An 18,993-nucleotide genomic window follows, 5' to 3' on the forward strand; every position below is an offset into this window, starting at 1 on the left:
CTACCCCGCGCGACCACGGCTCTACCTCGCGCGACCAGGGCTCTACCTCGCGCGACCAGGGTTCTACCTCGGCAGTCGCCGGGTCGGGGCGGGGTGTCAGGCGCGGTGGTGCTCGACGTCGTCGCGGTGCAGGAGGTCCTCGCGGACGACGCGACGCAGGACCTTGCCGATCTGGGAGCGCGGGAGCTCCGGCACGACGGCGAGGGTGCGGGGCAGGGCGTAGCGCGCGAGGCGCTTCTCGCCCCACTCGCGGACGGCGGCGAGGTCGACGCGCGGGGGCGAGGCGGCGTCGTCCGCGTCGTCGAGCACGACGACGGCGGCGACGTGCTCGTCCGAGCCGCTGCCGGGCACGCCCACGACGGCGACGTCGCGGACGCCCGGCATCCCGCGCAGGTGGTCCTCCACCTGGGAGGGGTACACCTTGAACCCGCCGGTGACGATCATCTCCTTGATGCGGTCGACGAGCGTGACGAGGCCGGCGTCGGGGCCGTCGAGCGCGACGCGCACGACGTCGCCCGTGCGCAGCCAGCCGTCGTCGAGGAGCTGGTGCGCGGTCTCCTCGGGGCGGTTCCAGTAGCCGCGGAACACCTGCGGGCCGCGCACGAGGAGCTCGCCGCGCACGGTGCGGGGCGCGGCGGGGTCGTCCGTGGGCTCGGGGTCGGCGTCGCGCAGGTCGCCCGCGTCGAGCGCGTCCGCGTCGACCACGCGGATCTCGGTGCTGGGGAACGGGAGGCCGAGCGTGCCGGGGCGGCGGTCGTCGGAGCACGGGTTGCCGAGCGAGATCGGCGACGTCTCGGTCATGCCGTAGCCCTCGATGAGCAGCCCGCCCGTCGCGTCCTCCCAGCGCCGTGCGGTCTCGGCGGTGATGGGCATCGCGCCGGCGAACGCGAGGCGGATCGAGGTGAGGTCGGAGCCCGCCCCGGTCGCGTCGGCGGCCGCCGTGACGATGCGGTCGAACATGGGCGCGACGCCGGGCAGGAACGTCGCGGGGCGGCGCGCCTGCGCGGCGACGAACGCCTGCGGGTCGAACTTGGGGAACGCGACGAGCGTCGCGCCGATGCGCGCTGGCAGGGTGAGGCAGAACGTCAGCCCGAACGCGTGGAAGAAGGGCAGCACGCCGTAGACGGTCTCGGCGCCCTCCTCGAACGTCGCCCACGCCTGACCCTGCACGACGTTCGCGACGAGGTTGCGGTGCGTCAGGACCGCGCCCTTGGGGGTGCCCGTGGTGCCGCCGGTGTACTGGAGGAGCGCGACGTCGTCGGGGCCCGGGTGGGGGAGCGCGGGCGGGAGCGCCCGCGCGCGGCGGACGAGGTCGTGCCAGTCGGGCACGCCCGCGGGGACGGGGCCGCGTAGCGCGTCGCGCTGGGCCCGCGCGCGGGCTACGGGCAGGCGGAGCGCGAGGCGGCTCCCGCGGGGAAGGTCGCGCGCGATGTCGAGCCCGACGACGGTGCGCAGCCCGGGCGCGTGCGAGCGGGCCTCGAGCACGGCGGGGACGGTCTTGGTCCACACGACGGCGACGCTCGCGCCGGAGTCGGCGAGCTGGTGGGCGAGCTCGTCGGCGGTGTACGTGGGGTTGTGCTCGACCACGACGGCACCGAGGCGCTGGACGGCGTAGAACGCGACGAGGTGCGACGTGCTGTTGGGCAGGACGAGCGCGACGCGGTCGCCGTGGCGCACGCCGAGGTCGTGCAGGGCGCTCGCGGCGCGCTCGACCTGCGCGACGAGCCGGGCGTAGGTCGTGGTCGCGCCGAAGAAGTCGACCGCGACGCGGTCCGGCCAGCGCTCGGCCGCGCGGTACAGGGCGGCCGTGACCGGCTCGTCGGGGACCTCGACGTCCGTCGGGACGCCGGGGGCGTAACGGCCGGTCCACGGCCTCGTCGCCAGAGTGTTCACTACGCCACCGTAACCTACGGTTGCGTAGGTTCTGTGCGGCAGCGGTGCCGGGCCGGGGAGGGCGCCGCGCGGCGAGACGTCAGCCCGCGAGGACGCGGTCGAGCGCCGCCCGGCCCGCGGGTCCCCAGTGAGCCTTGCCGCCGGGCAGGCCCCGGTCGCCGTTCTGCCCCATGAGGAGGAGGAAGAGGGCCTTGAGCGCCGCCAGCCCGCGCGCGCGCCGGACCGTCGCCTCGTCGGAGCGCGCGTAGGCGTCGAAGAACCGCGCGGCGGTGCCGGCGGGCAGCAGCACCCAGGCGGCGGCGAGGTCCCACGCCGGGTCGCCCGCGAACAGGTCGCCGAAGTCGACGACGCCCGCGAGCGTCCCGTCCGCGACGACGACGTTCGCGGGGTGCAGGTCCCCGTGCACCCACACGGGCGGCCCCTCCCACTCTGGGGCCGCGACGGCGTCGGCCCAGACGGACCGGACGGCGGCGGCGTCGTCGGGGGCGACGGCGCGCAGGAACCCCTCGAAACCGTCCGTGGCCTCCCGGGGGTGGGCGCCCCGGTCAGGGGACACCGGCGCGTCGGCGGGCGCCCCGACGTGCAGCGCGGCGAGGAATCCCGCCAGCGCGTCGGCGGCGTGCTCGCCCCGGGTGATCGCGCCCCGGTCCAGGGGCTCGCCGGGCACCCACGTCATGACCGTCCAGTGCCGCGGGAGGCGCGCGGTCGGCTCGCCGTGCCGCACCGGCGTGGGCACGGGGAGCGGGAGGCGCGGCGCGAGCACGGGCAGCCACCGCCGTTCCTTGAGCTGGGGCTCCGGCGTCGGGTCCATGCGCTGCACCCGGACGGAGAGGTCATCCCCGAGCCGCCACATCTGGTTGCCCCAGCCGCCTGCCACCTCGCGGAGCGGCAGCCCGGCGAGGTCGGGGTGCTGGTCCTCCAGGGCCTCGCGGACGAGGTCGGCGGTGATCGCGGTCTCCGTGGCGCTCATCGCGCCCACGGTACCGACGCGGCGACCCTACGCGGCGACGTCACCCTTCAGGGCGTCACGGGCCGCGACCGAGTGCCGGTAGCCGTAGAACGCGTAGATGACCAGGCCCACGACGACCCAGCCGAGGAACCGGAGCCAGGTGAGCGTCGTGAGGTTGGCCATGAGCCAGAGGCACGCGACGCCGGACACGATCGGCAGCACGGGCGACCACGGCACCTTGAAGGAGCGCTCCAGGTCGGGCCGCGAGCGGCGCAGGATCGGGATGCCGAAGCTCACGAGGACGAACGCCGAGAGCGTCCCGATGTTGATCATCTCCTCGAGCAGCTCCACCTGGGAGAGCCCGGCGATGAGCGCCACGACGACGCCCACCCCCACCTGGAGGCGGACCGGCGTGTGGTACCGGTGCGAGGTCCGGGAGATGGCACGCGGGAGGAGGCCGTCGCGGCTCATCGCGAACACGACGCGCGTGAGGCCGAGCAGCAGCACCATGATGACCGTCGTCAGCCCGATGAGGATGCCCACGGAGATCACGCGCCCGGCCCAGTCCGCGCCCACGAGGATGAACGCCGTCGTGAGCGACGGCGCGTCGGACTCCGCGAGCTCGGTGTACGACACCATGCCCGTCACGACGAGCGTCACGAGGATGTACAGGACCGTGACGATCGCGAGGCCGCCGAGGATGCCGCGCGGGAGCGTGCGCTGCGGGTCCTTGGCCTCCTCGGCCGTGGTCGCGACGACGTCGAACCCGATGAACGCGAAGAACACGAGCGCGGCGCCCGCGAGCAGGCCCATGACCCCGTACGTCGTGGGCTCGAGCCCCGTGAGGAAGCCGACGAGCGGCTGCTCGAGCGCCGACTGCTCCGGCGCGGGCTGGGCGGGCGGCACGAACGGCGAGTAGTTCGACGCGTCGACGAAGAAGAACCCGACGACGATGACGAACAGCGTGATGCCCACCTTGATGACGGTGAACACGCTGTTGACGCGCGTGCTGAGCTTGGTGCCGATCGCGAGCAGCGTGGTGAACACCGCGACGATGAACACCGGGCCCCACTCGAGGTCGACGGGGCCGATCGGGATGGTCAGGGGCAGGTCGATGCCGAACAGCCCGAACGCGTCGCCGAGGTAGACGCCCCAGAACTTCGCGATGACCGCAGACGCGAGCAGCATCTCCAGGATGAGGTCCCACCCGATGATCCACGCGACGAGCTCGCCCATGGTCGCGTAGGAGAACGTGTACGCCGACCCGGCGACGGGGATCGCGGACGCGAACTCGGCGTAGCACATGACGGCGAGCGCGCACACGATCGACGCGATGACGAACGAGACGATGACGCTGGGCCCCGCGTAGTTCGCGGCGGCCGTCGCGCCGACGGAGAAGATGCCCGCGCCGACCGCGACCGCGACCCCCAGGACCGCGAGGTCCCAGGACGTCAGGCTGCGCTTGAGCGAGCGTTCCGGGTCGTCGATCGCCGCGAGCGAGTCCTCGACGGACTTGCGACGGAACAGGCCGGTCCTCGTGGCCACGGGTGCGCCTCCCCGGAGTCGGTGACAGGTCCGTCCATTGAACCGGTCCCGCGCCGACGTCGCGCGGCGGGAGGTCCGGCGTCCTGTCCCGCGCCGACGGCGGTCAGGCAGGGTGCCAGCGCGATCCCCAGCGGCGGGTCAGGCGGCCGCCCGACGTCGCGGCGTGGGTGCGCACGCCCGCCTCCACCGCGTCGGCGACGGCGTGCGCGGCCGCGTCCGTGTCGGCGAGGAAGCGGACGGTGACGCGGGCCTCGCCGCGCACGACGCCGACGTCGTACGCCTCGACCGTGGTCAGCGTGCGAGCCGCCGCCGCGGCGGCGGGCAGCACGGCCTCGGGGTCGGCGCCCGGGCGCAGCAGGCCCACGGCGAGGGTCACGCGGTACGACGGCACGGCTCAGGCGAGCTCCGGCAGCCCGGCCTCGTCGCACGGGTCGAGCTCGACCGGGCCGGACACGTCGAGGCGCACCAGATCGCCGTCGGCCGTGACGCGGACCGTCCACCCTGCGGGGTCCTCGGCCTCGACGGACGCGGTCCCGCCGTGCTCCGCCTCGACGACGTCGGACGGCTCCCCGAACCCGTGCTCGTCGAGCACCGGGGCGATCGCGTCGGGGACGTCGGCGAGCAGGCCGTACGCGTCCTCGCCCTCCGGCGTGGCCCGGGCGTCGGGGAGGAAGACGACGCAGCGACCGTCGTCCTGCGCCGTCGCCGTGGCGCCCCCGTCGTCGTCGGTCCAGCCGTCCGCGCCGTAGACGTCCTGGACGGCCGCGAGGACGTCCTGCCGGGTCTGCTCGTACTCCGTGACGGCGTCCGCCGCGGGCGGCTCCGCCGGCTCGTCGGCGCCGCACGCGGCCACGGTGGCGAGGGCTGCCAGCGCGAGCACCACCCCCACGGCCCGCGCGGGCGCGCTCTCGCGTCGTGTCGTGGCCTGCTCCGTCATGGGTCCCCCTCGGTCGTCGCGTGCGCGTCCGCGGGGGACGCTACCAGCGCGCCCGGACGTGCGACCCGCGTGCCGATGGGGAGCACGACCCATGGACCCGCGTGGGCGGACGGCGGTACCGTCTCGGCGACCTGCGGGCGAGGGGGAGACATGAGCGGGATGTACGGGGCGGACGTCGCACAGCTGCGACAGCTCGGACAGCGGTTGTCCGAGGCCGCCGACAGGCTGACGTCGCTGCGTGGCGAGCTGGACGCGCTGGTGACGTCGAGCCCGTGGGAGGGGCCGGACGGCGACGCGCTGCGCGGCGAGTGGTCCACGTCGCACGGCCCGGCCGTCGCGGCGGTCGGAGCGGTCCTCGGCGACGCGGCGACCGCCGTCGTGCGCCAGGCGGACCAGCAGGAGAGCGCGAGCACCGACGGCGTGGGCGGATCCGGTGGCGGCGGATCCGGTGGCGGGTCCGGCGGGGGCGGCGGTGATCGCAGCACGCCGGGCGAGGACGGCGACCGGCCCGGCGACCCGGGCCTCACCGACGACCTCGGCGACTACGAGGACGTCCCGCCGATCGACCTCGAGAACGAGGACTTCTCGATCGACGACATCAACCAGGGCCAGGTCGGGGACTGCTGGTTCCTCGCGGGCCTGGGCGCCGTCACCACGACCGACCCGGAGTTCCTGCGCGAGCACATCCGGCTCAACGACGACGGCACGTACACCGTGACGATGTACAAGGACGGCGAGCCGGTCGAGATCGTCGTGGAGCCGACCGTCCCGGAGAACGGCGTCGGCGGCCAGAACGGCGAGCCGAACTGGGTCTCGATCTACGAGAAGGCGGCGGCCGAGTACTTCGGCGGCGACTACCAGGACATCGACGGCGGGCACTCCGACGACGCGTTCGAGGCCATCACGGGCCGTCCTGCCGAGCGCTCGGGCGAGCTCAGCCTCTCCGACATCCAGGACCGGCTGAAGGACGGGCCCGTGGCCGTGGGCACGGAGGACGACGACGCGTTCTGGTTCTGGGAGGACGAGGTCGACGACAGCCGCATCGTCCCCAACCACGCGTACGTCGTCACCGAGGTCAAGGAGGTCGACGGCGAGCTGAAGATCCACGTCGTCAACCCGTGGGGACCCGGCGGCGGGATGCTGGACGGCGAGCAGAAGGTCGGCGACCTCTGGCTCACCGAGCAGGAGTACAAGGAGAACTTCGACTCCGTCTACTCGGGAGGCTGACGCATGGCAGGCAACGACGAGGTGCGCCGGGCGCGCGTGCCCCAGGGAGCGCAGGCGGAGTTCGCCGACGTGCGGGTGGGCGTGATGCGCGTCGGCGTCGGTGCCGGGCGCGCGCTCGCGCAGCTCGCGGTCCGCTCGCCGCGCGGCGAGGACGTCCTGCGGGCGGACCTCGGGGACACGATCGACCTGCACGGCGCGGGCATGCTCCACGTCGACGACGTGGAGGGGGAGCCGGGGACGTCGAGCGGGGCGGTCACGTTCACGTTCACGCCCGCCTGAGCCGCCGGTCGGCGCCGGCGCTCAGCGCGCCGCGTCGGCCGCGAGCACGGCGACGAGGAAGTCGGCGTCCGCAGACCACGGGCGCAGGTCCCACGTCGCGAGCGCGAGGTCGAGGTGCAGACCCGCCTCCTCGGCGTCGGCGAGGAACCGCTCGGGCGGGTAGCCGCGGCCGGTCCCGAAGCCGACGACGGCCCGCCCGCCCGGCGCGAGGTGCGCACGGAAGCGACGCAGGACCTCGACCTCGGTCCCGGGCGCGAGGAACGTCACGACGTTGCCCGCGCACACGATCGCGTCGAACGGCTCGGTGACGCCCTCGGCGGGCAGGTCGAGCTCGGCGAGGTCGCCCACGCGCCAGTCGGGCCCCGGGTGGTCGGCGCGCGCGGCCTCGACCAGCACCGGGTCGACGTCGACCCCGACGACCGTGTGGCCGCGCGCGAACAGCTCCGCGCCGACGCGTCCCGGCCCGCACCCGGCGTCGAGCACCCGCGAGCCGCGGGGCAGCATGGCGTCGACCAGCCGGGCCTCGCCCGCGAGGTCGGCACCCCGTGCCGCCATCGCCCGGAACCGTTCGACGTACCAGGTGGAGTGCGACGGGTCGGCGGCGGTCTTCTGCTCCCAGCGCGAGGGACGGGTGGCGCTCATGCCGACGACGCTACCCGCGCGGGGTGAGACCGGTCCTGTGACCTTGGTCCCCGGTGTCCTCCGCCTCGGCGCGCTGCGAGAATCGGAGGATGTCTCCCGCCGCACCGCCCGCCGCACCCGGCACCGCGCCCGTGACCGACCTCGCCTCCAGCGCCCCGACGGGCGAGGTCCTCGCCGTGTGCCGCGTGCACGCGCTCCTGCCCGACGCGGGGCCCGTCGGCGTCACGGCGATCGACAAGCGGCCCGTGGACGGGCCGGTGAAGGTGCGACGCCTCGGTCTCTACGCCGACCTCCAGGCCGACCGCGCGAACCACGGCGGCGAGGAGCAGGCCGTCTACGCGTACGGGCAGGACGACACCGACTGGTGGGTCGGGCAGCTCGAGCGGGAGATCCCGCCGGGCCTGTTCGGCGAGAACCTGCGCGTGCGGGGCATCCCCGTGAGCGAGGCCGTCGTGGGGGAGCGGTGGTCCGTGGGCACCGCGCTGCTCGAGGTGACGCAGCCCCGCACGCCGTGCTCGACGTTCGCCCGGCGGCTCGGCGAGGACCGGTGGGTCAAGCGCTTCACCGTCGCGAACCGGACGGGTGCCTACCTGCGCGTCGTGCGGAACGGCGAGCTGCAGGCCGGGGACACGGTGACGGTCTGCTACCGGCCCGAGCACGGCGTGACCCTCGCCGACTGGTTCGGGGCGTGGAACGCGCGCGGCACGGATCCCGAGCGCGCGGCGGCCGTCGCGCGGCGTCTCCTCGCTGCGCACCTCGAGGGCGACGTCACGCTCACCGACGAGATGCGGGCCCGCGCCGAGATCGCGGCCGGACGCCGGATCGAGGACTGAGGCGTCAGCGCTCCGCGCGCGGGATCCGGGGCGAGCGCGGGCCGCGCGGAGGCTCGTTCGGCGGCCACTCGCCGTCGTCGGAGCCGTCGTCGGCGGTGAAGAGGAGGTCGTGCAGGCGGACCTGGACGTTCTCGACGTCGGGCACGTCGTGGAGGTCCAGGCCCGGCTTGTCGGTCGCGTCCGAGATGACGAGCGTCCCGCACCCGAAGAGCCGGTCGATCGGTCCCTTCTCGTAGTTCACGTCGTTGATGCGGTAGAGCGGGATGTCGCGGCCGGTGCGCGTGATGATGCCCGAGCGCATCGCGATGCGCTTGTTGGTCACCGTGTACTCCGTGGTCCGCCAGCGCAGCCACGGCACCAGCACCCAGACGATCGCCGCGACGAGGGCGAGGCCCGCGACGACCCAGCGGACGACGTCGTTCGGGACGAGCACGACCGTCACGACGACGGCCGCGACGAGGGCGACCAGCAGCACGAACGGCCAGAACAGCGCCTTCGCGTGCTCCTTGAGCTCCATGACGACGTGCTCGCCCTCGGTGAGGTGCTTCTCGCTCAGACCCATGGGGAGCATGGTGCCACCTCGCGGCGCGCGCGGGGAGGGCCGTCCCGCCGGTCGTCGGCCGTCGTGCCCCGCCGCCGCCCGGCCGGGGCCAGGTCCGTGGTCACGGGAGCGCCGAGAGGTTCCAGCCCTCGATCGTGCGCAGGCCGTGCCCGTACCCCAGCAGGCAGATCGCGGCGGTGCCGAGCTCGAGCCGCGCTCCCAGGCCGGGGTCGACGCCGAGCCACACCGTCGCGAGGACGCGCAGCAGGTGCCCGTGCGCGAACAGGACGACGTCGTCGCCACCCTGCAAGGTCGGCTCGACGCGCCGGAGCACGTGCCCGGCCCGGTCGGCCACGTCCGTGAGCTCCTCGCCGCGGTGGCCGTTCGCCGCCGCGAGGACGTTGACGCCGTCACGGAAGATCAGCCACTCGTGGCCCAGCTGCTCGCCGACGTCGACCGCGGTCCGTCCGTCGACGGGACCGTAGTCCCACTCGGCGAGGTCGTCGTCGGTCTCCGCGTCAGGGAACCCGGCGAGCTCGGCGGTCCGTCGCGCACGCTGGCGTGGGCTCGAGAGCACGACGGCGGGGCGTCGTCCCCGGCGGTCGGCCCACCGCTGGAGCCACACGCCGGCCGCGACGGCCTGCTGCTCGCCCGCGACCGTGAGCGGGATGTCCGAGCGCCCGGTGTGGCGGCCGCTCGCGCTCCACTCGGTCTCGCCGTGGCGCACGAGGACGAGCTGCGGGTCGGGGGTGGTGTCGTTCGAGGTCACGGGTCGGCCTTCCTGCGGGGGTCCTCCAGCAGGATCACCCGGGGACGCCCGAGGCGCGCGTCGGGGGGTGTCAGCCGGGGACGCCGTCGACGCCGTTGATCGCGAGGAACACGACGAGGGCGCCGAGCAGGACGACGGCGATCCCGGTCGCGACGAGCAGGACGGTGCGGGGGCGGACTCGCACGGGGACTCCGGAGGTCGGGGGTGGGAGGTCGACCCCATTCTCGCGCGCCGGGGTGGGTGGTCCCCGTTAGCGTCGGTACGGACACGGACGGGCGGCGACGGCGCCGCCGGGGAGGGGGGACGAGATGGTGCACGAGACGGCGGACGAGGAGAGCGCGTACGGGAGCCCGGAGTTCGACTGGTCGATCCTCACGGTCCCGACGGCGCTCGCGGTCGTGCGCGGCCAGCTCGGGTTCTCGTGGCTCGAGGTCGCGGAACGGCTCGCGACCCTCACCCAGGCGGAGCTCGAGTGGGAGCCCGGCCCGGACTCGTTGCGCGTCGTGCGGCGCGGCACCGAGCGCACGCCGCGCACGCTCGGCGTCGGCGACTGGGTGATGGAGTGGCCGGAGGGCGCGGACTCGTCGCAGCCACGGACGATCGGGTGGCTGGTCGCGCACCTCACCGAGGCCTTCTTCGAACGGTGGGAGTGGACGTTCGGGCCCCACGAGCGCCGTCGCGACGCGGTGGCGTTCTCGGGCGAGGTCGGCGCCGCGGTCGCGGGGCTGCGGCGCGAGGTGGACCGCTGGCGGGCGGGGGTCGACGCGCTGCCCGACGAGGGGGCGTTCACCGTCGGGCTCAGCCAGGCGACGGAGATCGACGCCCAGGCGCCGTTCGTCCACCTCGTCGCGCACATGAACCGTGAGCTGATCCACCACGGCGCGGAGATCATGGTGCTGCAGGACCTCTACCGTGCGGCGAACGTCACGCCGTGAGGTCGGGCCAGGAGGGAATCGTGCGGTCCTCCAGATGGTTGAACGGTCACATGACCACGAACAGCCCCGCCGCGCCGGACGCGTCGGCTCCCACGGTGAAGATCGACATCTGGTCCGACGTCGCGTGCCCCTGGTGCTACGTCGGCAAGCGGCGCCTCGAGACCGCGCTCGGGCGTCTCGACGAGGCCGGTGACGGCCCGCAGGTCGAGATCGAGTACCACTCGTTCGAGCTCGCGCCGGACACGCCGGTCGACTTCGACGGCACCGAGGTGGACTTCCTCGCGGGGCACAAGGGCATGCCGCGCGCGCAGGTCGAGCAGATGCTCGGGCAGATGACCCAGCTCGCCGCCGCCGAGGGCCTGAGCTACGACTTCGACGCGCTCCAGCACACCAAGACCCTCACCGCCCACGAGCTGCTGCACCACGCGAAGGCGCACGGCAAGCAGGTCGAGATGAAGGAGCGCCTCCTCAAGGCGTACTTCGAGGAGGGCCGGCACGTGGGTCGCGTCCAGGAGCTCGCGGACCTCGCGGCGGAGGTCGGTCTCGACCGCGCCGAGGTCGTCGCCGCGCTCGAGGACGGTCGCTACGCCGACGACGTGCAGGCGGACATCGAGCAGGCGCGTGCCTACGGGATCAACGGGGTGCCGTTCTTCGTGGTCGACGGCCGGTACGGCGTCTCGGGTGCCCAGGACCCCGCGGTCTTCGTCCAGGTGCTCCAGCAGGCCGTCGCGGAGCGCGACGCCGCCTGACTCGTCCGCTCTGCGAGACGAGGTTCGGAGAGCGACGTATCTCACACCCCGGTGTGGTGGACCTGCGACTCGGTATCACCGAGACTGGGACGCAGCCCGCACCGACGCCGGCTCCACACGTGCACCGGCGCCCGTGATCCCACGAGGAGGCCTCAGATGACCGACACCACGACGAACCTCTACCACTCCATCGCGAACCCGCGCCGCACCACGCTCATGAGCGTGGGCGCCGCGGACGCGGCCACCCCGCACCGCGAGACCGCACCGTCGCTCACGATCGTCGGCGCGGACGACGCCGCGGTCTGCGTCGACGGGGTGTGCGCGCTCCCCGAGTAACCCGTGAGTGCATGAAATAGTCGCCGGAACGGCAGGTTCCGGCGACTATTTCATGCACTCAGCGAGGTGCGTGGCTGTCAGTGGGGGCGGTGGTCCTGGATCGAGAGGCGTGGGCCGCGCCGGGGGGCGTGCGCCCTGCCGGAGAGCTCCAGGAGCCGGACGACGCGGTAGCGGTGCGGGGAGTACGGCGCGAGGAGCTCGAGCATGCGCTCGTCGTCGACGCGCTCGCCGACGAGAGCCCAGCCGACGGCCTTGGCGAGGTGGTAGTCGCCCACCGACACGGCGTCGGCGTCGCCGAGCGCGCGCTGCGCGACCTCGGCCGCGGTCCACACGCCCACGCCAGGGACCGCCTGGAGCCGGGCGTGCGCGGCGGCGGCGCCCTGCGCGTCGAGCAGCGCGCCGCACTCCTCGAGGCGGCGGGCGACGCGCGCGGCCGCGACGACCGTCCGCGCACGACCCGGGTCGACGTTCGCCCGGTGCCAGTCCCACGACGGGACGCGCGCCCACGTGGCGGCGTCGGGCACGACCAGCATCCCGGCGTCGCCCGCGGGGCCGGGTGCGCGCGTGCCGTACCGGCGCAGGAGCCAGCCCCACGACCGCCACGCGGCGACCGTCTGGACGCGCTGCTCGAGGATCGCGGGGACGAGCGCCTCCAGCACGCGCCCGGTGCGGGGGATGCGCAGCCCGGTGCTGCGACGGTGGGCGTCGCGCAGGGGCGCGGGCGGGGTGAAGCCGGTGTCGTCGTCGTGCTCGCCCAGCAGGTGGGGGAGGGCGTCGAGCGCCTCCTGGGCACCCGGTCCCCAGGCGTGCACGACGACGTCGCGGGGCCCGGTCTGGGCGAGGCGGCAGGTCGCGGGGCCGGCGGGCATCCGCGTCGTGCGCCAGACGTCGCCGGACGGCGTGCGGCGGGACGTCGGGTCGTACGGCCCCCGGGAGAGCCTGCCGAGCGTGAGGTGCAGGTCCAGGGGCCGGTCCGACCGGACGCGCCGCACGAGCGGCTCGCCGGCAGCGGGGCGCGCGACCGGCCCCGGCCCCGGACGGTCGCCGACCGCGTGCTCGGCGGGCCCGGGGCCCGTGCTCGGCAGGACGGTCACCGGACTATCGTCGCACCCGCCGCCGACGGTCGTGCACGACCGTCGGGCGTCAGTCGAACAGGGTGTCCATGTCCCATGCGGGCTCGGGCGTCGGCTGCTTGGGAGCCGGAGCGTGCGCGGCGGCGGGCACCCGGCCGGCCGGTCGCGTGGGGTCGCCGAGCTCGGGGACGAGCGTGCCGTCGAGGTCGCCGCGACCGGCGGCCCAGTCCTGGGCGGCGAGTCCCGCGAGCTGGTCGGCGCGCTCGTTGAACGGGTCGCCGACGTGGCCGCGCACCCAGCGGAACCGCACGGGCCCCGCGCGCTCGGTGATGACCCGGTCGATCGCCTGGACGAGCTCGAGGTTCTTCACCGGCTGCCCGCCCGCGGTGCGCCACCCCTTGCGCTTCCAGGCGACGACCCACTCCGACGCGCACTTGATGGCGTACTGGGAGTCGGACTCGATGAGCAGCGGCTCCGCGCCCGGGTGCGCGCGGACCGCCTGGAGCAGCGCGGTCAGCTCGGCCACCTGGTTGGTCCCGCTCACGGCGCCGCCGGAGTCGAACGTGCCGTCGTGGTTGATCCACGCCCACCCGATGGCGCCGCCCGGGTTGCTCAGGCACGAGCCGTCGGTGCTGACAGTGATCACAGCGCTCCTCGATCACGGACGTCCCCGCCCGCCGGCTGCGGCGCGGGGAGGCGAATGCGTCGAGCCACATTGTCCCCCGGACCGGAGGGTCGTGGGACCACCCGTCCGCGGGCGCCCGGTCGGGGTCGCCTCAGGGGAGAACCGGGGGGATACCCCATGGTGCCGGGCGGCCGCGCGGTCGAGGCTGGGACGCATGGTCGCGTGGGTCGTGGAGCTGTGGGGACAGGTCGAGGCGTGGTTGCTCGCGCTCGTCGACTCCGTGTGGGCGCTGCCGACGCTCTTCGCGACGACCGCGGGCGACGGGTTCTTCCCGCCGATCCCCGGCGAGACGGTCGTCGTCATGCTCGCGGTGGGGGCGCAGTCCGGCGGGGGCGTGGCCTGGGGGCTGGTCCTGCTCGTCGCGGCGCTCGGCGCCTGGTGCGGCGACCAGCTCGCCTACGCGCTCGGCCGGGCGCTGGGCACGCGGGCGCTGCCGGCGCTGCGCGGCCCGCGCGGTCAGCGCGCCGTCGCGTGGGCGACGCGCTCCCTCGACCGGCGCGGGGCGTCCGTCGTCCTGGGCGCCCGGTTCGTGCCCGTGGGGCGGACGGCGGTCAACGTGACGGCGGGCGCCGTGGGCTTCTCGCGCCGCCGCTTCATGGCGCTCTCCGCCGTCGCCTCGGTCGCCTGGGCCACGTACTCGGTCCTCGTCGGCACGCTCGCCGCCGCCTGGGTCGGCGACAGTCCGCTCCTCGCCGTCGTGGTGGGGGTCGTCGGCGGGATCCTCCTCGGCGTCCTCGTCGACACCGTGGTCCGGCTCCGGGCGGCCCGCCGGGAGCGGTACGCCGCCGTGGTGCCGGGGCCCGTCACGAGCCCCGCGCCCGGTGCCGGCACCCCGGAGACCGACGCCGCGCTGGTCGCCTGCCCCGGCCCGGTCCGCTAGAGCCTGGTCGCACGAGCGTCGTCCGCAGGACGGAGAGCAGGAGGGCCCCGGTCGACGACCGGGGCCCTCCTGCGCGTCAGCGGGTCGGTCAGGACACGCCGAGCAGGTCGATGACGAAGATCAGCGTCTTGCCGGACAGGCGGTGGCCGCCGCCGGCGGGGCCGTAGGCGAGCTCCGGCGGCACGACGAGCTTGCGCCGCCCGCCCACCTTCATGCCGGGGATGCCCTGCTGCCAGCCCGCGATGAGGCTCCGCAGCGGGAAGTTGATCGACTCCCCGCGGTTCCACGAGGCGTCGAACTCCTCGCCCGTCTCGTACTCGACACCGAGGTAGTGCACGTTCACGGTCGCGCCCGGCGTGGCCTCCGGGCCGTCGCCGACGGTGACGTCCTCGACGACGAGCTCCGTGGGTGCAGGGCCCTCCGGCGCGTCGACCTCGGGGCGGGACAGCTCGTTCTCTCCAGTGGTCATGCTCCGATCCAACCATGACGCCGGGCGACGAGCGGGCCCGAGGTTGTGGACGCCCGGAACGCGGGTCGGGGGGACCCCCGGGGCCGCGTTCGGCCGCGCGCAACACAGCGAGGCCCGAGATCGCCATCATGGAGGCATGCCCACGACACCCGCGCAGCCGTCCGGCACACCTCCCGAACCCCCGGCGGGCGCGGCGCCCGGGGGTCCGGTGCTCCGCGACGCGTCGTCCGCCGGAGGCGGCCCTCCGACGCCGCAGGAGGTCCGGCGGTGGCGCCGGTTCCTCGCCGACGAGCGCGCGGAGGCCGCCGTCTACCGAGACCTCGCGAGCCGACGCAGCGGGGAGGAGCGCGACATCCTCCTCGCGCTCGCGGACGCGGAGCGGCGGCACGAGCAGCACTGGCTCGACCTGCTCGGCGACGACGTCGGCAAGCCGCTGCGCGGCGACTGGCGCACGAGGACGCTCGGCTGGCTCGCGCGCCGGTTCGGCGGCGTGTTCGTCCTCGCGCTCGCCCAACGCGCCGAGGCGCGCTCGACCTACGAGACCGACGCCGACGCGACGCCCCGGATGGCCGCCGACGAGCGCATCCACGAGGAGGTCGTGCGGGGGCTCGCGACGCGCGGGCGCAACCGCATGTCGGGCACGTTCCGCGCGGCGGTCTTCGGCGCGAACGACGGGCTCGTGTCCAACCTCGCGCTGATCCTCGGCATCGGGGCGTCGGGGGCCTCGAACAGCACCGTCCTCCTCTCGGGGCTCGCGGGCCTGCTCGCGGGTGCGCTGTCCATGGGCGCGGGGGAGTACGTGTCGGTGCGGTCGCAGCGTGAGCTGCTCGACGCCTCGACGCCCAGCCCGCAGGCGTCGGCCGCGCTGCCCGACCTCGACGTCGACGCGAACGAGCTCGCGCTCGTGTACCGGGCACGGGGCATGGCGCCCGCCGAGGCCGAGGAGCACGCGGCCGACGTCCTCGCGACGTACACGCAGCAGACCGTGATCGCCCCGCCGCCCAGCGCGGACGAGCACGAGACGCACGGCACGGCCATGGGGGCGGCGGTGTCGTCGTTCCTGTTCTTCGCGTCGGGCGCGCTCATCCCGGTGCTGCCCTACCTCTTCGGCCTCACGGGGTTCGTCGCCGTGGGTGTCGCGGCGCTCCTCGTGGGGATCGCGCTCCTCGCGACCGGTGCGACGGTCGGCCTGCTCTCGGGGACGTCCCCGTTGACACGTGCGCTGCGGCAGATCGGCATCGGCTTCGGTGCGGCGGCGGCGACCTACCTCCTCGGCCTGGTGTTCGGGGCAACCGTCGGGTGAAATCGGACGCCCCCGGTGGTGAGCGTCACACGGGCATGCCTACCGTGACCCCGGACGGGCCTGCCGGCCCGGCCCTTCGCTGCACCGACGACCCACGGGGCACACGATGGACGCGACGCACGACGCGCAGGGCAGGCGCGCACCAGCCGCCCGTCGCTGGCTCGTGCGCGCGCTCGTGGCCGGTGGCGGTCTGGGTGCGGGTCTCGTCCTCGCCGTCGCGACCGCGGGGGGCGCGTCCGCCGCGGACGACCCGCTCGGTCTCGGCAAGGCGCTCTCGCCCGTGACGTCGACCGTCCAGGCCGTCGTCGACCCGGTGGTCCAGGACGTCGTGAAGCCGGTCGTGCGCGACGTCGTCGCCCCGGTCGTCCAGCCGGTCGCCCCGGTCGTCGAGAAGGTCGTGACCCCCGCCGCGCCCGTGGTCGAGGAGGTCGTGCGGCCCGTCGTCCCGGTGGCGGAGCAGGTGGTCGAGCCGGTCGCTCCGGTGGTCGAGCAGGTCGTCGCGCCCGTGGTGCCGGTCGTGCAGCCCGTGACCGACGCCGTCGCGCCGGTGACCACGCCGGTCCTCGACGTGGTCGTGCCGGCCGCGACGCCGGTCGTCGAGGCGGTCGCCCCGGTGGTGAACCCGGTCCTCGAGACCGTGGCGCCGGCGCTCGACCCGGTGACGCCGGTCCTGGAGGCGCTGACCCCGGTCCTCGACGTCCTGGCGCCGGTCACCGACCCGGTGCTCGGTCCCGTCACGGGGCCGCTCACGCCGCTGGACCCGCTCGCGCCCGTGCTCCCCGAGACTCCCGGGACCGATCCGGAGACCCCGGGCACGGTCGATCCGGCGACACCCGGCGCGATGGGCCCCGGCCCTGACCTCGGTCTCGCCGCCCCGGTGGTGCCTCTCCCGGCCGGTGGCGAGCCGGCCTCCGCACCACCGGTCGGTGCGGACCGCGCTGGCCTGGCACCGATCCTCGGTGCCCCACTCGGCGCGCCGCTCGGGGACCGGACCGGCGGGCACCTCGTCGACCAGGCCACCGCTCCGCCGGGCACCGCTGCGCCCGCGGGCGGCCCGACGGCGCCTGGCGGAGCCCCCTCCGACGGCGCGCTCGGCACCTCGCCCAGCCCTTCCGGCAGCGCGCAGCGCGCCGGGTCGGGTGGCGACCTCGCGGCGGTCGGCCACGGCGCCGACGCCCCCTCGCTCTCGTCCTGGACCGCCGTCGTGGACGACGCGCGGTCGAAGCACCCCTCGACCTTCTTCGAGGTCCCCGTCTCTCCTGCCTGAGGTGGTCCGCCGCCGCGCGACGCGCGGCAGACGCGACCCGGCGCCGTCGTGCGCCACCACCTTTGAGCAGGAGAGAGAACGATCATGCACACCTTCGTTCGGCGCGCGCTGCGCACAGCGCTCGTCACAGGCGGCCTGGTGGTCGTCGGGGCCGGAGCGGCCCACGCAGCCGAGGGCGACCTCCTCGGCGACCTCGGGCTGGACGTCTCGGTCGAGGCTCCGCTGAGCCAGGTGACCGAGGTCCTTCCCGACGTGTCGGTGGACGTGCCCGTGCACGTCCCCGTGACCGTGTCCGACGTCGCGGTGGGCGCCCTCGGCGACGCCACGGTGACCCCGGATCCCGCACCCGCACCGGAACCCGAGCCGGCGCCCACACCCGAGCCTGCTCCGGCAGGGCCGGCGGACGTCGACCTCGACGTCCCGGTGACGATCCCGGTGGACGTGTCGGGAGTCGCCGTCGGCGTCCTGGGCGACGCCGCGGTGACGCCGGTCGCGGACCCGGCGCCCGCACCGGCTCCCGCTCCCGAGCCCGCTCCGGCGGACTCGGCGGACGCGGACGTCGACATCCCCGTGACGATCCCCGTGGACGTCTCGGGTGTCGCGGTGGGTGTCCTCGGCGACGCGGCCGTCACGCCCGCACCCACGGCACCGGCAGCCCCGGCGGACGGCGCCGAGGGCACCGACGACGGCGCAGCGAGGTCCGGCTCCGACGTGGACGTCGACGTGCCCGTGACGGTTCCCGTGGACGTCTCGGGCGTCGCGGTGGGCGTCCTGGGTGACGCGGCGGTCACCCCGGCCCCGGCGGCTCCGGCTGCCCCGGCTGACGGCACCGGCGACGGTGCGGCCGGGGCCGGCTCGGACGTGGACGTCGACGTGCCGGTCACCATCCCGGTGGACGTCTCGGGCGTCGCGGTCGGCGTCGGCGGCGACGCGACGGTCGGCGGTGGCTCCGGCGAGGGCTCGGGCGACGGGACCGGCTCCGACGGCGCGCCCGACGGCTCGGGCCTGCTCGACGGCGTCCTGGGCGACGGGGGTCTCGTCGACGACCTGCTCGGTGACGGGCTGCTGGACGGCGTGCTCGGCGACGACGGCCTGCTCGGCGGGGTTCTCGGGGACGACGGCGTGCTCGGCGCGCTGCCCGACCTCGACGTCGACCTGCCGGTGACGGTTCCCGTCACGGTGTGCGGCGTGGGCGTCGGCCTGCTGGGCGACGCCTCCGCCGCGTGCCCGACGGCGGCGGTCCCCACCGACCCGACGGACCCGACCGACCCGACGGACCCGACCGACCCGACGGACCCGACGGACCCGACCGACCCGACCGACCCGACCGACCCGACCGACCCGACCGACCCGACCGACCCGACCGACCCGACCGACCCGACCGACCCTGTTGACCCGGGGACCTCGGACGGCACCGACGGCACGGTGATCCGCGTGCTCGACCCGGTGGCCGGGAACGGCGTCATGACCGCCTCTGCCGGCGGTTCGACCGTCATGGCGTCGGCCCCGACGGCCCTCGCCACCACCGGTGCGGGCGGCGACCTCGGGCTGCTCGCGATGGCCGGGCTGCTCACGCTGCTCGGCCTGGCGCTCCAGCGCTTCCGCCGGAAGTCCTGGGTCGCGGACCGCGACGCCTACACCCCGGTCTTCACCGACCGGAGCTGACGTCCACGACGACGAG

21 protein-coding genes are annotated in these 18,993 nt (G+C 75.2%); 10 read left to right on the forward strand and 11 right to left on the reverse strand.

Features of this window, described 5'->3' with window-relative positions; translation table 11 throughout:
* Nucleotides 1–96: 96 nt before the first annotated feature.
* From CCE02nite_RS06930 to CCE02nite_RS06950, 5 genes are all read right to left on the reverse strand, one after another.
* Complete coding sequence (locus tag CCE02nite_RS06930; protein ID WP_141388930.1) at nt 97–1,893, reverse strand: AMP-binding protein; 1,797 nt, start codon at nt 1,891–1,893, stop codon at nt 97–99.
* Between the two features lie 79 nt (nt 1,894–1,972).
* On the reverse strand, nt 1,973–2,863 hold the full coding sequence (locus tag CCE02nite_RS06935; protein WP_141388931.1) for an aminoglycoside phosphotransferase family protein: 891 nt from the start codon (nt 2,861–2,863) through the stop codon (nt 1,973–1,975).
* A 27-nt stretch (nt 2,864–2,890) separates the two neighbouring features.
* The gene (locus CCE02nite_RS06940) at nt 2,891–4,387 is read right to left on the reverse strand and encodes an amino acid permease (protein ID WP_141388932.1); all 1,497 of its coding nucleotides are present in this window, start codon (nt 4,385–4,387) and stop codon (nt 2,891–2,893) included.
* A gap of 103 nt (nt 4,388–4,490) precedes the next feature.
* Nucleotides 4,491–4,778 carry a hypothetical protein gene (locus CCE02nite_RS06945; RefSeq protein ID WP_141388933.1) on the reverse strand — a complete coding sequence of 96 codons (288 nt, stop codon included), beginning with the start codon at nt 4,776–4,778 and terminating at the stop codon, nt 4,491–4,493.
* Between the two features lie 3 nt (nt 4,779–4,781).
* The gene (locus CCE02nite_RS06950; protein WP_141388934.1) at nt 4,782–5,324 is read right to left on the reverse strand and encodes a hypothetical protein; all 543 of its coding nucleotides are present in this window, start codon (nt 5,322–5,324) and stop codon (nt 4,782–4,784) included.
* 150 nt (nt 5,325–5,474) lie between these two features.
* Here CCE02nite_RS06950 and CCE02nite_RS06955 point away from each other — a divergent pair, with 150 nt between their 5' ends.
* Both CCE02nite_RS06955 and CCE02nite_RS06960 read left to right on the forward strand, forming a co-directional pair.
* Nucleotides 5,475–6,551: a C2 family cysteine protease gene (locus CCE02nite_RS06955; RefSeq protein ID WP_170227246.1), complete on the forward strand. Its 1,077-nt coding sequence runs from the start codon at nt 5,475–5,477 to the stop codon at nt 6,549–6,551.
* Between the two features lie 3 nt (nt 6,552–6,554).
* Nucleotides 6,555–6,830 (forward strand): hypothetical protein, encoded by a 276-nt coding sequence (locus CCE02nite_RS06960; protein ID WP_047231154.1) that lies wholly within the window; start codon nt 6,555–6,557, stop codon nt 6,828–6,830.
* Nucleotides 6,831–6,851: 21 nt separating this feature from the next.
* Here the strand turns inward: CCE02nite_RS06960 and CCE02nite_RS06965 are convergent, their stop codons facing one another.
* Nucleotides 6,852–7,472 (reverse strand): class I SAM-dependent methyltransferase, encoded by a 621-nt coding sequence (locus tag CCE02nite_RS06965; RefSeq protein WP_141388936.1) that lies wholly within the window; start codon nt 7,470–7,472, stop codon nt 6,852–6,854.
* An 89-nt stretch (nt 7,473–7,561) separates the two neighbouring features.
* Here CCE02nite_RS06965 and CCE02nite_RS06970 point away from each other — a divergent pair, with 89 nt between their 5' ends.
* Entirely contained in the window at nt 7,562–8,305 is a 744-nt protein-coding gene (locus CCE02nite_RS06970; RefSeq protein WP_141388937.1) for an MOSC domain-containing protein, read from the forward strand.
* Nucleotides 8,306–8,309: 4 nt separating this feature from the next.
* Here the strand turns inward: CCE02nite_RS06970 and CCE02nite_RS06975 are convergent, their stop codons facing one another.
* Together CCE02nite_RS06975 and CCE02nite_RS06980 are read right to left on the reverse strand one after the other, a co-directional pair.
* Nucleotides 8,310–8,876 carry a PH domain-containing protein gene (locus CCE02nite_RS06975; protein ID WP_255318688.1) on the reverse strand — a complete coding sequence of 189 codons (567 nt, stop codon included), beginning with the start codon at nt 8,874–8,876 and terminating at the stop codon, nt 8,310–8,312.
* A gap of 91 nt (nt 8,877–8,967) precedes the next feature.
* Nucleotides 8,968–9,615: a histidine phosphatase family protein gene (locus tag CCE02nite_RS06980; RefSeq protein ID WP_255318689.1), complete on the reverse strand. Its 648-nt coding sequence runs from the start codon at nt 9,613–9,615 to the stop codon at nt 8,968–8,970.
* A gap of 308 nt (nt 9,616–9,923) precedes the next feature.
* Between CCE02nite_RS06980 and CCE02nite_RS06985 the strand changes: the two genes are divergently transcribed.
* From CCE02nite_RS06985 to CCE02nite_RS06995, 3 genes are all read left to right on the forward strand, one after another.
* On the forward strand, nt 9,924–10,550 hold the full coding sequence (locus CCE02nite_RS06985; RefSeq protein WP_141388940.1) for a DinB family protein: 627 nt from the start codon (nt 9,924–9,926) through the stop codon (nt 10,548–10,550).
* A 50-nt stretch (nt 10,551–10,600) separates the two neighbouring features.
* Nucleotides 10,601–11,299 (forward strand): DsbA family oxidoreductase, encoded by a 699-nt coding sequence (locus CCE02nite_RS06990; RefSeq protein ID WP_141388941.1) that lies wholly within the window; start codon nt 10,601–10,603, stop codon nt 11,297–11,299.
* Between the two features lie 156 nt (nt 11,300–11,455).
* Nucleotides 11,456–11,635: a hypothetical protein gene (locus CCE02nite_RS06995; protein ID WP_141388942.1), complete on the forward strand. Its 180-nt coding sequence runs from the start codon at nt 11,456–11,458 to the stop codon at nt 11,633–11,635.
* 77 nt (nt 11,636–11,712) lie between these two features.
* Here the strand turns inward: CCE02nite_RS06995 and CCE02nite_RS07000 are convergent, their stop codons facing one another.
* On the reverse strand, nt 11,713–12,729 hold the full coding sequence (locus tag CCE02nite_RS07000; protein WP_255318690.1) for a DNA-3-methyladenine glycosylase family protein: 1,017 nt from the start codon (nt 12,727–12,729) through the stop codon (nt 11,713–11,715).
* Nucleotides 12,730–12,778: 49 nt separating this feature from the next.
* Nucleotides 12,779–13,354, reverse strand: coding sequence for a ribonuclease H family protein (locus CCE02nite_RS07005; protein WP_141388943.1), 576 nt, complete (start codon nt 13,352–13,354; stop codon nt 12,779–12,781).
* A gap of 193 nt (nt 13,355–13,547) precedes the next feature.
* On the opposite strand from CCE02nite_RS07005, the gene CCE02nite_RS07010 reads away from it, so the two are divergent.
* Nucleotides 13,548–14,273: a DedA family protein gene (locus CCE02nite_RS07010; protein ID WP_170227247.1), complete on the forward strand. Its 726-nt coding sequence runs from the start codon at nt 13,548–13,550 to the stop codon at nt 14,271–14,273.
* 88 nt (nt 14,274–14,361) lie between these two features.
* Here CCE02nite_RS07010 and CCE02nite_RS07015 read toward each other — a convergent pair whose 3' ends face one another.
* Nucleotides 14,362–14,742, reverse strand: coding sequence for an FKBP-type peptidyl-prolyl cis-trans isomerase (locus tag CCE02nite_RS07015; protein ID WP_141388945.1), 381 nt, complete (start codon nt 14,740–14,742; stop codon nt 14,362–14,364).
* Nucleotides 14,743–14,878: 136 nt separating this feature from the next.
* Here CCE02nite_RS07015 and CCE02nite_RS07020 point away from each other — a divergent pair, with 136 nt between their 5' ends.
* The 3 genes from CCE02nite_RS07020 (at nt 14,879) to CCE02nite_RS20745 (ending at nt 18,977) form a co-directional block, all read left to right on the forward strand.
* Nucleotides 14,879–16,045, forward strand: coding sequence for a VIT1/CCC1 transporter family protein (locus tag CCE02nite_RS07020; RefSeq protein WP_141388946.1), 1,167 nt, complete (start codon nt 14,879–14,881; stop codon nt 16,043–16,045).
* A 106-nt stretch (nt 16,046–16,151) separates the two neighbouring features.
* Nucleotides 16,152–17,312 (forward strand): hypothetical protein, encoded by a 1,161-nt coding sequence (locus tag CCE02nite_RS07025; RefSeq protein WP_141388947.1) that lies wholly within the window; start codon nt 16,152–16,154, stop codon nt 17,310–17,312.
* 84 nt (nt 17,313–17,396) lie between these two features.
* Nucleotides 17,397–18,977 carry a hypothetical protein gene (locus CCE02nite_RS20745; protein ID WP_141388948.1) on the forward strand — a complete coding sequence of 527 codons (1,581 nt, stop codon included), beginning with the start codon at nt 17,397–17,399 and terminating at the stop codon, nt 18,975–18,977.
* Nucleotides 18,978–18,993 lie beyond the last annotated feature (16 nt).

The organism is Cellulosimicrobium cellulans (assembly GCF_006539945.1).
Taxonomy (GTDB): Bacteria; Actinomycetota; Actinomycetes; order Actinomycetales; family Cellulomonadaceae; genus Cellulosimicrobium; species Cellulosimicrobium cellulans.

Coding starts and splice junctions, on each gene's coding strand:
- CCE02nite_RS06935 (WP_141388931.1), bottom strand. CDS start 2,863: ATGAGCGCCACGGAGACCGCGATCACCGCCGACCTCGTCCGCGAGGCC.
- CCE02nite_RS06950 (WP_141388934.1), bottom strand. CDS start 5,324: ATGACGGAGCAGGCCACGACACGACGCGAGAGCGCGCCCGCGCGGGCC.
- CCE02nite_RS06955 (WP_170227246.1), top strand. CDS start 5,475: ATGAGCGGGATGTACGGGGCGGACGTCGCACAGCTGCGACAGCTCGGA.
- CCE02nite_RS06960 (WP_047231154.1), top strand. CDS start 6,555: ATGGCAGGCAACGACGAGGTGCGCCGGGCGCGCGTGCCCCAGGGAGCG.
- CCE02nite_RS06965 (WP_141388936.1), bottom strand. CDS start 7,472: ATGAGCGCCACCCGTCCCTCGCGCTGGGAGCAGAAGACCGCCGCCGAC.
- CCE02nite_RS06970 (WP_141388937.1), top strand. CDS start 7,562: ATGTCTCCCGCCGCACCGCCCGCCGCACCCGGCACCGCGCCCGTGACC.
- CCE02nite_RS06975 (WP_255318688.1), bottom strand. CDS start 8,876: ATGCTCCCCATGGGTCTGAGCGAGAAGCACCTCACCGAGGGCGAGCAC.
- CCE02nite_RS06985 (WP_141388940.1), top strand. CDS start 9,924: ATGGTGCACGAGACGGCGGACGAGGAGAGCGCGTACGGGAGCCCGGAG.
- CCE02nite_RS06990 (WP_141388941.1), top strand. CDS start 10,601: ATGACCACGAACAGCCCCGCCGCGCCGGACGCGTCGGCTCCCACGGTG.
- CCE02nite_RS06995 (WP_141388942.1), top strand. CDS start 11,456: ATGACCGACACCACGACGAACCTCTACCACTCCATCGCGAACCCGCGC.
- CCE02nite_RS07010 (WP_170227247.1), top strand. CDS start 13,548: ATGGTCGCGTGGGTCGTGGAGCTGTGGGGACAGGTCGAGGCGTGGTTG.
- CCE02nite_RS07015 (WP_141388945.1), bottom strand. CDS start 14,742: ATGACCACTGGAGAGAACGAGCTGTCCCGCCCCGAGGTCGACGCGCCG.
- CCE02nite_RS07020 (WP_141388946.1), top strand. CDS start 14,879: ATGCCCACGACACCCGCGCAGCCGTCCGGCACACCTCCCGAACCCCCG.
- CCE02nite_RS07025 (WP_141388947.1), top strand. CDS start 16,152: ATGGACGCGACGCACGACGCGCAGGGCAGGCGCGCACCAGCCGCCCGT.
- CCE02nite_RS20745 (WP_141388948.1), top strand. CDS start 17,397: ATGCACACCTTCGTTCGGCGCGCGCTGCGCACAGCGCTCGTCACAGGC.